Here is a 14,105-nt window from a genome sequence, read left to right on the forward strand (position 1 = left end):
ACTTAAAGTTAAGGCAACGGTGACGCCAATAGATTGAACTCTACGCATGATAGTGAGTTTCCTGTACTGTCTTTCTAGACGCGAGACCGTCGCTCGCCGCTGGCAAGGTAGGTGACCATTACGAAGGCGGCAATCAGCCCGAGGTGCTCGAAGAAGCTGTTTAACGCCATGAAGCGCGCCGCGCCCTCCAGACGCCAGAAGTTGTTCGCCACCATCATCGCCACGAGCGTCAGCGCAGCCAGCCCTCCCGCCCCTAGCCACGTGAACCGGTTCGTGATAACGCAGACGGAGCCAGCTATCTCGACAAAAATTGCCAGGCCCGCCCAAAGCCACCCCGGTTGGAGGCCGAAGTGCACCTGCTCGGCGACCGCAGCATCGAAATGCAGCAATTTCGAGACGCCGCCAACCAGGAAGGCTGAGACGAGACAAATGCGGACCAGTGGCATTACCCACGGTTGACGCAATAGCATCTCGACCCACGATGGACTGTTCACCGTTGCTCCCGCTCTAGACCGCCCAGCACGCGCACCCAAGCGCTCCCCAAAAGCCCTAGTAGTCCGAGGTCGGCGCGTCATAGCACCAGGCGCGACCGTGCTTGTGCCCGTGCACCGCGCAAGCACGCGCGCAGCCGCATGCGGTGGACGCAATGCGCTGCAACGGAGCACCAGACGCCTCGACCTGCTTCCACGCGGCAAACCCCCCATACTTCCGCACCGGAGACCAGTCGGGCATCGCGGGAGGTAGCGGGTTATCGTCCAGCGCGGCGAACTCGCCAGTCGCGTACACTATCTTGCCGCCTACCACAGTAAGTAAAGACGAAGTGCTAGCGATGTCGTCCTCGGTGCAAGCAAAGAAGTCGCGGTCAGGAACAATCAGGTCTGCGAGCTGACTGACTGCAATCTGCCCCTTCTTACCGACTTCATCTGAGAACCAGGTGACCTTCTCAGTCCACATGCGCAGTGCAGTCTCACGGTCAAGACAGTTGCGCTGGGGATAAATGCGCATGCCACCGACCGTCTTGCCTGTCACCAGCCACGACAGTGAGACCCAAGGGTTGTAGGACGCTACGCGAGTTGCATCGGTCCCCGCGGAGGTATGAATCCCTTTCTCCAGCATTCGTGCAACAGGCGGCGTCCTTTCAGCAGCCTTTTCACCGTATCGCTCGACGAAATACTCGCCCTGATACGCCATCCGATGCTGGACCGCAATGCGCCCACCAAGAGCAGCGATGCGGTCCATCGATTTCTCTGTAATTGTTTCGGCGTGGTCGAAGAACCAGTTAAGTCCGGCGAGCGGTATGTCGCGGTTTACTTTTTCGAACACATCGAGCGCGCGACTGATGGTCTCGTCGTACGTCGCATGCATGCGCCACGGCCAGCGGTTCTCCACTAGCACACGGATGACCCGTTCGAGGTCGGCCTCCATTTCCGAAGGCATATCCGGGCGGGCCACCCTGAAGTCTTCAAAATCCGCAGCAGAGAACGCGAGCATCTCGCCTGCTCCGTTGTGCCGAAAGTAGTCGTTCCCGTCTTTGTACCGCGAAGTCTTCGTCCAGTTGAGGAAGTCTTCCTTCTCACGCTTGGGCTTTTGAGTGAACAGGTTGTAGGCCAGCCTGATGGTCAGCAGTCCTTCAGCCTCGAGTTTCTGGATGACCTCGTAATCCTCGGGGAAGTTCTGAAAACCACCGCCACCATCAATCGCTCCGGTCACGCCCAATCTGTTCAACTCGCGCGTAAAATGCCGCGTCGAGTTCAACTGATAATCAAGCGGAAGCTTAGGGCCCTTCGCCAACGTTGCATAGAGGATGGCCGCATTGGGCTTCGCCAGCAGTAATCCCGTCGGATTACCCGCGCTATCGCGCACAAGCTCGCCCCTAGGGGGCTCAGGCGTCTCTTTCGTATAGCCCACCACTCGCAATGCCGCAGCGTTCAACAGCGCGCGGTCGTATAGGTGCAGCATGAAAACCGGCGTGTCCGGAGCTGCCGCGTTTAACTCCACGATGGTTGGTAGCCGACGTTCGTCGAACTGGTGCTCCGTGAACCCTCCGACGACACGTATCCATTGAGGCGGCGGGGTGATAGCAACCTGCGCTTTCAGCATGTCCATCGCCGTTGCCAATGACCGCACACCATCCCAACGAAGCTCCATATTGAAGTTCAGGCCGCCACGGATGATGTGAAGATGATTGTCGATTAAACCCGGAAGTGCCGAGCGTCCGTTCAAGTCGACACTGCGCGTCCTGCCGGACTGGAGCTGACTTACCTCGCTGTCGCTACCGACGGCCGTGAACTTACTATCCCTGATAGCGACCGCAGTGGCAGTTGGGTTCGACTTGTCCAATGTCGTAAACCGGCCATTAAAAAAAATAAGGTCCGATGCATCTTGAGGAGACGTCATGAGCGATTCTCCTCAGACGATATTTCCTCTTTGGGTCGAGAGCCTACGGAGTTGCGGCCGGGCAAAGACCCAAACAGGTGGCTGATTGCAATGCTCCTCTTTCCAGGCTGCGCGAATGTTGGCGCCCGCAAGCATTTTTTTTGCAACGGGGAAGATTTGCTTTGCTCACCAGCGAGTATTCCTAGCAGACCCACGAGGGCTACTACGGGAGGGGCCGGTGACATGACGCCAATCAAGCTATAGACCACGCCTACCAGGATTCCATCCGGCAGCGAAAGCACATAAGCTCTCATCGACTAACCCTCCTCTGGTACACCGCGCGCAGGCACTCGCGGCGACGATGACAAAGCCGGAAACAAGCGCTTGAACCGAAGCGAGAACCAATGATCACCCGCCGTTCAAGGACGTTGCACGGACGACGAATCAAGTGCTCCGGGAAGTACACAAACCGACCGAAGCCCGCAGCCCGCGGACCCGATTTCTTCCGGTGCCCTAGCAGCTTAGGCCTTCCAATCTCCAATTAAAAGGTCAGGTTAGCGCCGCCCTCATCCAGAGAACTCCTGATATCGCTATTGACAACTTCACATCCTGGCAATGTGAACTATGATGATTCTGGAACAAGAGACGCCATCGCTTATGTCCTCTTTTTTCAGCGAGGACATGTAGTTTCTGCAGTCTTCAGACAACCGGAACAGTTGCCCGACGCTCACGTCTGGCGCGACGTTTTGTTGAAACCTCATTTGAAGAGAGGACATCATGAGCCAAGCGAAACTGGAGGTACTTACTCCGGCCAACAGCCAGGTCATTTTCATAGACCAGCAACCCCAGATGGCTTTTGGCGTTCAGTCAATCGACCGGCAAGTCCTGAAGAACAATGTCGTCGGACTCGCGAAGGCGGCGAAGGCGTTCAACGTACCGACGACTATAACGACGGTGGAGAGCGAGAGCTTTTCCGGCTTCACGTACCCAGAGTTGCTCGACGTGTTCCCGGAGCATCCTACTCTGGAGCGAACGTCAATGAACTCGTGGGACGACCAGAAGGTCCGCGACGCGCTGAAGAAAAACGGCCGGAACAAGGTCGTGGTGTCCGGCCTGTGGACGGAGGTCTGTAACACGACTTTCGCGCTGTGCGCAATGCTCGAAGGCGGGTACGAAATCTACATGGTTGCCGATGCGTCCGGAGGCACATCGAAAGACGCACACGACTTCGCAATGCAGCGCATGGTCCAGGCCGGCGCCGTTCCGGTCACGTGGCAACAGGTGCTACTCGAGTGGCAACGCGACTGGGCGCGCAAAGAAACCTATGACGCCGTGATAGATATCGTGAAAGAGCATTCGGGCGCATACGGAATGGGCGTCGACTATGCCTATACGAGGGTCCATAACGCCGCTCAGCGCACCAAAACAAAACACGAATCTCTTGCCCCGGTTCCGGCAAATACCTGAGGCAACGATATCCAACGATATCTGCTGAGCGGCGAGGCCTGGCTCTGAATCGTCATTCGGGGCGGGCCTGCAACGCAACGTAAAAACGTCAAGCATGGTGGTATGCGCGCCCGAAGAAGTTCCTGGCTATGAAGCCTTATATCCCGTCACTTCTTGGCTGCCTTCTCGCCGGAGCGATATCTAGCCTGATTCATGTCCGCTCCACAGCACCGCCTATAGTCGCCCTGGTGGGGCTACTGGGATGGTTATCGGAACTCAGATGATTCCGAGCGGGCGTCAGCTGCTGGCGAACAGCACACTTCCACTCGGAAAGCCGGAGGTCATCCAAACGCACACTACTCAACCACCCAATTCCACAAACCGAGAGTGGTAACACACGCGCCATCCAGCGTCGCGTCTTGATGAACCTGAGGCATGTGCAGAATACGCGTGTCGGCGACTGGGATCACCCTAAATACGAAAACGCGCTTCCTGGGACCACCAGACAGGGGCTTAGTTGGATTGAGGCAACCGGACTGACGAATCCCGTGATGGGTTCCAACACCCGTCGCCCCAGTGCAACTTGTTGCCGGCGCAGAATCTCGTGACGCGTGATCCTCACAGTTGCCGCTGTGACTAGTGACGGGCGTAGCTTAAACTTCAGCGGCCGCCGCACATGCCCTCCTTTCCCTGTGGAACGCGTTGCCTTTATAGCAACAGGGCCGGTCCAAGGGGACGCGCAGATATAATTTGGAACCCACACTTTCGCGACTTGACACAGAACGCTTTTATGGAACTGCTCGATCGAATGCTGTCGCTGATACCGGTCGCTGGGCGGCTAGACGTACGTTGTCACTTTGGCTCGCCGTGGAGAATTGACCGACCCGAGGCAAACGAATGGGAAGTGCCGTATCACGTGCTTCTGCGTGGGGAAGCGGTCGTGGAAAGCCGGACGGGCGGGAAGAGCGAGCCTGCGCTTCGCATGAAAGCCGGCGATATCCTGCTGATCCCGTCCGGCAGCGCTCACTGGTTGCATGATGGTAGCGGCAATCCGCCCCGCGCGGCCCGCGAGCAGCATAAGGACGGATTGACCATTGCCACGAACGGCGGTGCTAGCCAGATTGCCGACGTGCTGTGCGGGCGTTTCGTTTTGCCAGTCGTGCCGCAGCAGCTAATGCGCGACCATCTGCCCAGTCGTTTGCTGGTCAGCAGCGTTAAGGAGAACGATGGACAGTTGCGCGACGCTGCCTTTGCTGCAACCAGGCTCGCCCGAGTCATTCAATTAATGCGTGACGAGGCGTTCGAGCAACGCCCGGGAAGCGCGACGGTCGTGAACCACCTTTCTGCCGCCCTTTTCGCGCTCACTCTGCGCTGCGCCTGCCACGCCGATGACGCGCCGCGCGGCCTGCTTGCGCTTGCGCAACGTCGGCGCCTTCAACCGGCTCTCGCGGCCATGTTCGATGAACCAGAGAAGCCGTGGACGGTCCCCAAACTGGCTGAGCTGTGTCACATGTCGCGCGCCACCTTCGTACGCCACTTTGACAGGGCGATCGGCCAATCAGCCAGCGTCGTGCTCACGCAGATTCGCATGGCGCTGGCTGGGCGTAAACTGGCACAAACTGGGATGTCCGTGGCCGAGATCGGCGAAGCGGTGGGGTATCAATCGGAAGCTGCGTTTCAGCGCACGTTTAAACGGCAGGTTGGTATGACACCAGCAAAGTGGCGCTCCCGTTCGCGAAACGCGGACTCGGAAACATGACCCTGCCTTCGTCATCAAAGCAATATTCAGTCGCTCCTATTTGCGCGGCGCAAAAAACATGCACTCAAAAAATTTTTCGAAGCAAACTGTCAAGCCGACTGCCTCATCTCGGCCTAGCGTAAAGTTAACCGCCGCGGGAATAGACTGACCCCGAAAGTTGAACACGACCTTGGAGGTCAGTCCAGAGCGTCGTTCGAAACTTGACGAGTAACGAGCGCATACAATGAAGGCTTCTTGCTGATCCTCTGTCTTGCCGGCAAGGGCCACATGCAGGCAATCTGCACTGCAGTCCAAACTGCCCGGGCGTCCGCGGCGTCGGTCTTGTTCGCCTGCATGAAAGGTGGAATGGATTGGGCGTGTGTAGCACCACCTCATGTCCGAGGGCGCGAATCTTACGCGCCCACCAGTGAACACTTCCGCACGCTTCCAGGGCGACGCGACCGGCGGGGCGCTGCGCAAGAAATGCAATTAATCGTGAGGTCCGAACTTCCGATTCGCGGTTCGCCAGTTTGGGCGTCGACCCAGTACATCCAAAACACTCGTTTTGCAAGGTCTATCCGTATGTCGTAGCATTCATTTGAGCCTCCAGTCGTGCCCAATTCCACGGAGGGAGGGTGGTGTCCATTCCATCTCGGCCGTTCCCTGCTAGTCGGTGACGCTGCGTGCATCGATGCTGGGTCTATCGGTTCCAGTACCCACCGCCTACCGGGATACGTTTCCGGACGCAACCAAATGCTTCATTGCAATGCAGGCAGCGAAAATGGTACTCGACGTCGTCATCCCATTCGGCACCCGCCGCGAGTTTGTCAAATGAGACGAAGACCAAACGGCTGTCCGGAACAACTTCTATGAGCGTTTTATCCGCGATGTTCTCCGCTGCAATCTGCATTGCTTTGCGCAGCTCGCGGTTAGTTTGAGCGCGGGAATGAAGATTACGCGCGCGGCGAGGCCGTGGTCAGCGGCGAGCGCGGTCGCACGGCCCAGCGCCGCCAAGCCGAATTCGCGGCGACGAGTTCGACACTTCAACCCAGCGTAATCGAGCAGCAGCAGTTCGCCCATCACGCCGCAAGGCTCCGCGACTCGGGGACGGTCATCGCACGGGGCGTTGCGTCGCCGGCGATACGTGCCGACAACTGGTTTGCAAGCGCGATCTGCTCGTCGACCGTCGCGCCGAGGACGTCGGCCGCGCCGCACAATCTCTCGACCATGCTCCGCAGCCGCTCCTCATACGCACTCTTCACGTTGCCGCCGCGAAAAATCACGCCGAATTGCGGCTTCATCTGCTTTCTTTATACCGGTGCATGAAACGAAGTTCGAAGTACAGCACGACATGGTGTCGATGGCTGCCATTGGTGGTCGCACTGTATCGCAGCTCCGCGGAGTTCACCGCGCGAAGCCAGCGTGACAGGCGGTTCTCCGATTTACCAGTATTCGAGCAACGACGTGTTCAATGATATTTCGCGGAGATGCTGCCATTGTCGATGCAGCAAGGCGCCTCATTCGCTGCGCGGCCGATGCGTCCGATCACGCAAAGGATGTTTCCCCGTCCCAAGAGAGTCGGAAAGCTCGAACAAGGGAAGCTCATCATCGATGTCGCGAGTACGGCAAGGAAGATATGCGTGCCTACGGCGTCATCGAAGATAAATTCATCCGGACCGATGCGCCACCGGATTGAACAGGCTGAGATAGAGCTTCTCGATCGCGCGCATGCCCGGCACGGCAGGGTGAATCAGCGACGCGTCCAGCCATGGCTTAGATCCACCATAACGATATTCGTCGAGGTTGCCGAACAGCGGTTGCAAATCGACGTGCGCCAGCCTTTCCTGGATCGCAAGAGAACGGTCTGCGTCGCGATAGAGACGCATAGGGCGGCGAGGCCGCGGCTCCTGCACGTCACCGCTTTCGGGCGACGTGCCGAGTGCGATATCAGCATGCGGCGCTGCATGCTTTAGCGTCTGAATCAGTGCGGCGAGACAGCGGCGATGCTCGTGCGGCTCGATCAGCTTCTGATCGTTCGTGCCAAAAAGGGTCATCAAGGTGTCGAATCCAAACGACTCCACCGCACTGCCCAATGTTGACTGGTTCACCGACGCCCAGTGCTGCGCCGAACTGCCGCCCGCGCCGAGATTGTGAATCAATACCCCAGGGCGGCCGCTGTTATGGACGATGCCCGCCAGCTCCACCGGGCCCGCCACCACGCGTAAGTCGAGGGTCCAGCCGCCGTCAAGCGGAAAGCCCGCAAGCCTGCTAACCGGCGTCGCGCCTGCGCCGCCCAGATCGTGCATCGTCCAATCGCCCTCGTTCCACCGATATTCGATCTTGCCCGCCGCCACCGCATGCAGCTTCACGCTGCGCGTTGGTCCCGTCATGTTGGTCACGCGAATGACGTCGCCCGCCACGCTGCTTGCACTCGTACACAGGTCCGGCACGGGGCGGTTGTTCACCTGCGTGGTCCACGAGCCAGTCCCGGCCTGGTAAAGACGATTGGGATTCGCCGACCCGCCACGCCGTTCAGTAGATGTGGTGTATGACAATCCGCACCAACCTCCGCCTGCATCACCGTAAAGCTGCTGAAGCGCGCGTGCCAGGCGGGGCATGAAATAGCGCTCGCGCGCCGGATCGCCAGCAGCAGGTAAGCCGGAACCGCGCACCCAACTGTCGCCGATGAAACCGACGATCCATTGCACCTCGTCACGGCTCGGTCCTTGCCGCAATTGTTGACTGCGCAGCCGCAGCTTATGCAACCGGTGTGCGCAGTAAATTGCGCCATCTGGAATCACGAATCCAGCCACAGCATCGTCCGATAAGCGGTTCATATTGAGTTGCGACAGCAGGCCATACCGCATCTGGCCAACAGCGCCATGCTAGGCAAAAGAAATTTGTGAAGTAAGACCACTTCGGACGATCATGATCTGTGAGACTGATCTCCGGGGGCGCAGTTGCGGCGGCGGACGCAAGCTCTCTATATCGTTTGCGACACACAGTTCACCGCAAGCCCTTCGAACCTACCTTCAAACTTCAGGTCTACCCGTGTTTTCCCGCATGATCGCAAATTCAGTGTCCGATCGACAGGACTGCTCTTCCCAACGAATATCCGTGCTTTTACGATCGCGTCATGCCGATTGGCCGTGACAAGTAGGCCTCGGTGCCACGATCGTCACGCGCTCCTCATTTCACAAGGACACTCTCGATGTCGAACCCTAGTTTGCCCTCTTTTGTGGGCCCAAGTGCGAGGCTCGATGGCGCCTGGCAATTGCCGTGCAGGTGTGATTCGTGAAGCGCTTGGCAAAGGCACCAGTGGGCAGCTGGCTTTCGCACCTTTCGATCGCGTTAGCCGCCGCCGCGATCAGCGCAACGGCCTGCGCCGCTCCCACGCAGGCAAGCGCTGCCGCGCCGCTTCGCGAGATCCGCTTTGCAATCAGCACCGACACGCCAACCTCGATGCCGGGCAATGTGCTTCGCAACGCTTATACCGACGAGATTCTCGCCAACGTGGTGGAATCGCTGGTCGCCTTGAGGGGTGATCTGTCGATCGGACCGATGCTCGCCGATAGCTGGAGCATTTCGCCGGACGGCAAGCGTTATACGTTTCATCTGCGCCATGGTGTGACGTTTCAGAACGGCGCACCGCTCACGTCCGCGGAAGTCAAATGGAGCTACGACTATCTGATGAAGCCGCGCTCCGGCTACGTGTGCCGCAGCAATTACAACGGCGAGCGCGGCCCGAAAGTACTGGCGGTAACGACACCCGATCGATACACGGTTGTCTTTGAACTCGAGCGGCCGTCGGCGCTTTTTCTGACCCGCATGACCGAACTGCGCTGTCCGCTCGCCGTGCTGCATCCGTCCAGCGTTGGCGCGAACGGCGAATGGATCAAGCCAGTGGCGACAGGACCGTTCGTCTTCAGTGAATGGAAGCAGGGGCAATATGTCTTGCTGACGCCCTACGCCGGCTACAAGCCGCGCAGCGAGCCGTCCAGTGGTCTGGCGGGCGCCAAGCGGGCCGAGGCGAATGTGCGCATCGTCGCGATACCCGACGAAGCCGCGCAGCTTTCCGCGCTGATGTCCGGCCAGATCGACGCGATGAACATTTCAGAGAACAATCTGCCGCCATCCGATCCGAACTGGCATCTGATTTCTGGCGCAGGCGCAGATCCCGCCGCACTGCTGATGCAAACGCGAGATCCCTTGTTGTCCGACCCGCGGATGCGCCGCGCAATTGCGCTCGCGGTCGACCTGCCAGGCGTGGTGGATGCGGTGAGCGGGGGGCGGGCACGCTACAACCCGTCGCTCACGCCGACGGCCGACGATCTCTACACGCCGACGGACGCAGTCGGCTACCAGCAGAATCTGGCCGAGGTCAAACGCCTGCTCGCGCAGGTCGGTTATAAGGGCGAGCCGCTGACGCTCAAGACAAATCGGCGCTATCCGCACATGTACTCCGCAGCGGTCTATTTGCAATCGCTGCTGTCGCAGGCCGGCATCAACGTCAAGCTGCAGGTACTCGAATGGGGCACGCAGGCCGACGATTTCCACTCCGGCAATTTTCAGCTGATGTCATTCGGCTACTCGGCGCGCATCGAGCCGGCATTGATGTACGGCGATGTGCTCGGCGACAAGTCGAGAAATCCGATGGTGCAATGGGAGAACCCGCAGGCGCGCGTGCTGTTGCGCAGCCTCGACAGCGTGACCGACGACAGCACCAGAAAACAGGTGTTTGCGCAACTGCACCAGATGATGCTGGCCGACGCACCCATGATCGTCCTGTATGACTCGCCCGACCTCACGCTGGTCAGCAACCGCCTGCACGGCATGGGCACCTGGCCGTTGCGCACGAAGCGCTTTTTCAACGTCACGAAGAACTAGGGCTGTTCAATGCTCCGCTACATCATCAAGCGTATTTTGATGTCGATTCCGACGGTGATCATCGTCACAATGCTCGTGTTCGGGATGATTCGCGCTATCCCCGGTGACCCCGCCTCGCTGATGCTCGGCGATATCAACGATCCCGCCTTGCTGCAGCAAATGCGGCATATGTTTGGGCTCGATCAGTCGATTCCCACTCAATTCATGATCTGGGTCCGGCATCTGCTCGACGGGGACTTCGGCACGTCGATCGTACGGCATCAACCGGTGCTCGAACTCATCCGCGAGACCTTTCCGGTCACTGCCGAGATCGTGCTCGCCGCCACCTTGATCGCGTGCCTGATCGCCATTCCCGCCGGCCTGTTTGCCGCATGGGCGCAAAACCATCGCGGTGATCTGGCGGTCGTGATGGGCACCATTCTGCTCGTGTCGATTCCCAGCTTCTGGGCCGGCATCCTGCTGATCTGGCTATTCGGCGTGAAGCTGCATCTGTTGCCTACCTTCGGCTTCGAACCGTTCACGCAAGTGGGCTGGGCGTCGCTCAGATATCTGGTGCTGCCGGTGATTGCGGTCTCGCTTGGCGAAATCGCCGTCGTCACCAGGATGATGCGAGCGAGCAGCATCGAAGTGCTGCGGCTCGAATACATCGCCCATGCGCGCGCCAAAGGATTACCCGAACAGCGGGTACTGTTGCGCCATACGCTGCCGAATGCGTTCGGCCCCACGCTGACCGTCATCGGGCTCGTACTCGGCCACCTGCTGGCAGGGGGCGCGGTGATCGAAACCGTCTTCACGCTGCCGGGCATGGGCCGCCTGTTGGTGGAAAGCATCTACTCACGCGACTACCCGGTGGTCCAGGGGTGCCTGCTGGTCATCGCCCTGCTGTACGTCCTCATCAATCTCGTGGTCGACCTGCTGTATCCAATCTTCGATCCCCGTCTTAAGCTCTGAACCTCATGTCCACTCCTATGAAGCGCGCCAGGCGCGCCAATCTCGTGATCGGAGCCGTGCTGGTCGGCCTGCTGTTGCTGGTCGCCATCGTCGATCTGGTCTACACGCCATACGGTCCGCTCGATGTCGATATTCATACCCGCTACGCGGCGCCGTCATGGCATCACTGGTTCGGCACCGACGAATTCGGCCGCGACGTGCTGTCGCGCATCATGGCCGGCGCGGCCGTCAGTTTCACCGTCAGCATTTGTTCGGTGCTGTTCGCGCTGCTGGCCGGAACCTCGATCGGGGTGGTCTGCGGCTATGCAAGCGGCTGGTGCGACCGCATCGCCAGCTTGCTGATCGATTCGCTGATGGCGTTTCCCGGCCTGCTGCTCGCACTGGGCATCATGACCGTGGTCGGTCCGTCGAAATGGGGCGTGGTGTTGGCGCTCGGTCTCGCGTACACACCGTCGGTAAGCCGCATTGCGCGCGGCGCGGCATTGTCGCTGCGCGAGCGCGACTTCGTAGTTGCCTCGCGCACCATGGGCAATAGCGGTGTATGGACGCTTGTCCGGCACGTGCTGCCGCACTGCGTTGCACCGTTGCTGGTGTTCTCCACCTCGCTGTTCGGCTCGGCGCTGCTAGCGGAAAGCGCACTGAGCTTTCTGGGTCTCGGCGTACCTGCGCCTGAACCGACGTGGGGCGGCATGCTCGCCGACGGACGCACCGCGATCGAACAGGCGATCTGGCTGGTGTTGTTCCCGGGTGCCTCGATCTCGATCGCGTTGTTCGGCATCAACCTGTTTGGCGACGGAGTCCGCGACCTGCTCGACCCGCGTATGAAAGGAGTCATGTAATGCAGACGCTCGATCGCAGTCCGGTGCGTGCGCTGCCCAACCCATTGCTTGCCGTCTCCGATCTGACGATCGGTTTCCCCGACGATCAGGGACAACTCAAACAGGTGACGCAAAGCGTCGACTTCACGCTGAACGCGGGTGAATCGCTGGCGGTGGTCGGCGAATCCGGCAGCGGCAAGACGCTGGTCGGGCGGGCACTGCTCGGCCTGCTGCCCGAGCGCGCGCAGATCGTCTCTGGCAGCATCCGCTTCGACGGCCGCGAGTGGTTGGACAATACGCCCGCGCAATGGCTCGCCGCACGCGGCACCGAAATCGGCATGGTGTTTCAGGAGCCGATGGTGTCGCTGAATCCGGCCGCACGGATTGGCGACCAACTGACCGAAGCGCTCGTCCGGCGCCGGCGCTTGGGTCGTAACGAAGCGCGCGAGCTTGCCGTGCGCATGCTCGAACGGGTTCGCGTACGTGATCCGCGCGGCTGCCTGAAACGCTATCCGCATGAGTTCTCCGGCGGTATGCGACAGCGCATTCTGCTCGCGGCGGTGATGCTGTTGCGCCCGCGCCTGCTGATCGCCGACGAGCCCACCACCGCGCTCGATTGCGTGGTCCAGAAAGAAGTGCTGGACCTGCTGCTCGAACTCACGCGCGAGGAAGGCACCGCGTTGATTTTCATCAGCCACAATCTCGCGCTGGTGACGGCGTACACCGAACGCGTGCTGGTGATGCGGCGCGGCGTGGTGGTGGAAACCGGCGCGGTGGCGAATGTGCTGGCGCGGCCGTCGCACGATTACACGCTGAGCCTGCTCGAAGCACTGCCGCGCCGCGCTGAAGCGGATGCCGACGCCGCGGTTCAAGCCGAAGAGCCCGCTATGCCTGCGGCGCCGCCGGTGATCGAACTCACCGACGTCGCGATCGACTACACGGTGCCCGGCACATGGTTCAGAAGCCAGACAAGCCGTGCCGTGCATCCGTCGTCGTTGAGCGTGCGCGCCGGCGAGACGGTGGCAATCGTCGGCGAATCAGGCAGCGGCAAGACAAGTCTGGCGAAATCGATTCTCGGGCTTGCGCCGATCGCGCAAGGACAGATTCTGCTCAACGGCAAGCCGTTCCTGAACGCCGGTCGCGACGCAATGCAGGCCGCACGGCGCTCTGTGCAGATGGTGTTTCAAGATCCGTATTCGTCACTCGATCCACGTATGCGCGTGGACGCGCTGGTGCGCGAAGGCCTGCGCCTCGACACCACGCTCGATGTAAAAGCGCGCCAGCAGCGCGTCGCCACCGCGCTCGCCGATGTCGGACTTGAACAGTTCGGCTCGAGGCTGGTGCATCAACTATCGGGCGGCCAGCGTCAGCGCGTAGCGATCGCGCGCGCGCTGGCTAGCCGGCCCGCCGTAATCGTTGCCGACGAACCCGTGTCGGCGCTTGACGTCACCGTGCAAAAGCAGATTCTCGATATGCTGGTGTCATTGCAAAAACGCTACCACTTTGCCTGCCTGCTGATTTCGCACGATCTTGGCGTCGTCGAACAGATTGCCGATCGCGTGGTGGTGATGTTCCGCGGCCATATTGTCGAAGAAGGGTCGCGTGACGCGGTGTTCGACAATCCTAGCCATCCGTACACGCGGCGGCTGCTGCAGGCCGTGCCCGAGTTGCGCGGCAATCGCACTGACGGCTTCAAGGTAATCACCCGCGCTGTGCCTGAAGACCTCGATCCGCGCCGCGCCTATTTCGACGCCACGCAGACCGGCACCGTTGCGCCGGTGCTGATCGACGTGATGCCGCCTGTGTTCGCGCATCATCGGATCGCGATGGAATCGCCGTCATGACATGACACGCGTGACATCGTCCGCATGAACCACCGGGTTGCCGGT

Annotated in this window: 12 protein-coding genes and 1 pseudogene; 7 read left to right on the forward strand and 6 right to left on the reverse strand. The window is 60.1% G+C overall.

Annotation, left to right across the window (positions count from 1 at the left end):
- Positions 1-74: 74 nt before the first annotated feature.
- The 3 genes from J2W46_RS28200 to J2W46_RS28210 form a co-directional block, all read right to left on the reverse strand.
- Positions 75-470, reverse strand: a complete 396-nt coding sequence (locus J2W46_RS28200) for a DoxX family protein (protein WP_310358478.1) — start codon at positions 468-470, stop codon at positions 75-77.
- A 79-nt stretch (positions 471-549) separates the two neighbouring features.
- Positions 550-2,397 carry an amidohydrolase gene (locus J2W46_RS28205; RefSeq protein ID WP_310358193.1) on the reverse strand — a complete coding sequence of 616 codons (1,848 nt, stop codon included), beginning with the start codon at positions 2,395-2,397 and terminating at the stop codon, positions 550-552.
- Complete coding sequence (locus J2W46_RS28210) at positions 2,394-2,690, reverse strand: DUF1427 family protein (protein WP_310358195.1); 297 nt, start codon at positions 2,688-2,690, stop codon at positions 2,394-2,396. Before J2W46_RS28210 ends, J2W46_RS28205 begins: the two co-directional genes overlap by 4 nt.
- Before the next feature lie 463 nt (positions 2,691-3,153).
- Between J2W46_RS28210 and J2W46_RS28215 the strand changes: the two genes are divergently transcribed.
- The 3 genes from J2W46_RS28215 to J2W46_RS28225 all read left to right on the forward strand — a co-directional run bounded on the left by J2W46_RS28215 (position 3,154) and on the right by J2W46_RS28225 (position 5,581).
- Entirely contained in the window at positions 3,154-3,843 is a 690-nt protein-coding gene (locus tag J2W46_RS28215; protein WP_310358196.1) for a hydrolase, read from the forward strand.
- 128 nt (positions 3,844-3,971) lie between these two features.
- Complete coding sequence (locus tag J2W46_RS28220; protein ID WP_310358199.1) at positions 3,972-4,106, forward strand: DUF1427 family protein; 135 nt, start codon at positions 3,972-3,974, stop codon at positions 4,104-4,106.
- A gap of 506 nt (positions 4,107-4,612) precedes the next feature.
- On the forward strand, positions 4,613-5,581 hold the full coding sequence (locus tag J2W46_RS28225; protein WP_310358201.1) for an AraC family transcriptional regulator: 969 nt from the start codon (positions 4,613-4,615) through the stop codon (positions 5,579-5,581).
- Between the two features lie 278 nt (positions 5,582-5,859).
- Here the strand turns inward: J2W46_RS28225 and J2W46_RS34570 are convergent.
- The 3 genes and pseudogenes from J2W46_RS34570 to J2W46_RS28235 form a co-directional block, all read right to left on the reverse strand.
- Positions 5,860-6,158 (reverse strand): annotated as a pseudogene (locus tag J2W46_RS34570) (IS110 family transposase); the annotation flags it as partial.
- Positions 6,159-6,639: 481 nt separating this feature from the next.
- Positions 6,640-6,861 carry a hypothetical protein gene (locus tag J2W46_RS28230; RefSeq protein WP_310358204.1) on the reverse strand — a complete coding sequence of 74 codons (222 nt, stop codon included), beginning with the start codon at positions 6,859-6,861 and terminating at the stop codon, positions 6,640-6,642.
- Positions 6,862-7,227: 366 nt separating this feature from the next.
- Complete coding sequence (locus tag J2W46_RS28235) at positions 7,228-8,397, reverse strand: GDSL-type esterase/lipase family protein (RefSeq protein WP_310358207.1); 1,170 nt, start codon at positions 8,395-8,397, stop codon at positions 7,228-7,230.
- A 457-nt stretch (positions 8,398-8,854) separates the two neighbouring features.
- On the opposite strand from J2W46_RS28235, the gene J2W46_RS28240 reads away from it, so the two are divergent.
- Genes J2W46_RS28240 through J2W46_RS28255 form a run of 4 tightly spaced genes read left to right on the forward strand, consistent with a single transcriptional unit; the run spans position 8,855 to position 14,060 of the window.
- A complete protein-coding gene (locus tag J2W46_RS28240; RefSeq protein WP_310358211.1) occupies positions 8,855-10,447 on the forward strand; it encodes an ABC transporter substrate-binding protein in 1,593 nt (530 codons plus the stop codon).
- Positions 10,448-10,456: 9 nt separating this feature from the next.
- Positions 10,457-11,398: an ABC transporter permease gene (locus tag J2W46_RS28245; protein WP_310358214.1), complete on the forward strand. Its 942-nt coding sequence runs from the start codon at positions 10,457-10,459 to the stop codon at positions 11,396-11,398.
- A 5-nt stretch (positions 11,399-11,403) separates the two neighbouring features.
- Entirely contained in the window at positions 11,404-12,237 is an 834-nt protein-coding gene (locus J2W46_RS28250; RefSeq protein ID WP_310358218.1) for an ABC transporter permease, read from the forward strand.
- Entirely contained in the window at positions 12,237-14,060 is a 1,824-nt protein-coding gene (locus tag J2W46_RS28255) for an ABC transporter ATP-binding protein (protein ID WP_310358221.1), read from the forward strand. Before J2W46_RS28250 ends, J2W46_RS28255 begins: the two co-directional genes overlap by 1 nt.
- Positions 14,061-14,105 lie beyond the last annotated feature (45 nt).

The sequence above is a fragment of the Paraburkholderia strydomiana genome, from assembly GCF_031456815.1.
GTDB classification, from domain to species: domain Bacteria; phylum Pseudomonadota; class Gammaproteobacteria; order Burkholderiales; family Burkholderiaceae; genus Paraburkholderia; species Paraburkholderia caledonica.

Coding starts and splice junctions, on each gene's coding strand:
- J2W46_RS28200 (WP_310358478.1), bottom strand. CDS start 470: ATGCTATTGCGTCAACCGTGGGTAATGCCACTGGTCCGCATTTGTCTC.
- J2W46_RS28205 (WP_310358193.1), bottom strand. CDS start 2,397: ATGACGTCTCCTCAAGATGCATCGGACCTTATTTTTTTTAATGGCCGG.
- J2W46_RS28210 (WP_310358195.1), bottom strand. CDS start 2,690: ATGAGAGCTTATGTGCTTTCGCTGCCGGATGGAATCCTGGTAGGCGTG.
- J2W46_RS28215 (WP_310358196.1), top strand. CDS start 3,154: ATGAGCCAAGCGAAACTGGAGGTACTTACTCCGGCCAACAGCCAGGTC.
- J2W46_RS28220 (WP_310358199.1), top strand. CDS start 3,972: ATGAAGCCTTATATCCCGTCACTTCTTGGCTGCCTTCTCGCCGGAGCG.
- J2W46_RS28225 (WP_310358201.1), top strand. CDS start 4,613: ATGGAACTGCTCGATCGAATGCTGTCGCTGATACCGGTCGCTGGGCGG.
- J2W46_RS28230 (WP_310358204.1), bottom strand. CDS start 6,861: ATGAAGCCGCAATTCGGCGTGATTTTTCGCGGCGGCAACGTGAAGAGT.
- J2W46_RS28235 (WP_310358207.1), bottom strand. CDS start 8,397: ATGAACCGCTTATCGGACGATGCTGTGGCTGGATTCGTGATTCCAGAT.
- J2W46_RS28245 (WP_310358214.1), top strand. CDS start 10,457: ATGCTCCGCTACATCATCAAGCGTATTTTGATGTCGATTCCGACGGTG.
- J2W46_RS28250 (WP_310358218.1), top strand. CDS start 11,404: ATGTCCACTCCTATGAAGCGCGCCAGGCGCGCCAATCTCGTGATCGGA.
- J2W46_RS28255 (WP_310358221.1), top strand. CDS start 12,237: ATGCAGACGCTCGATCGCAGTCCGGTGCGTGCGCTGCCCAACCCATTG.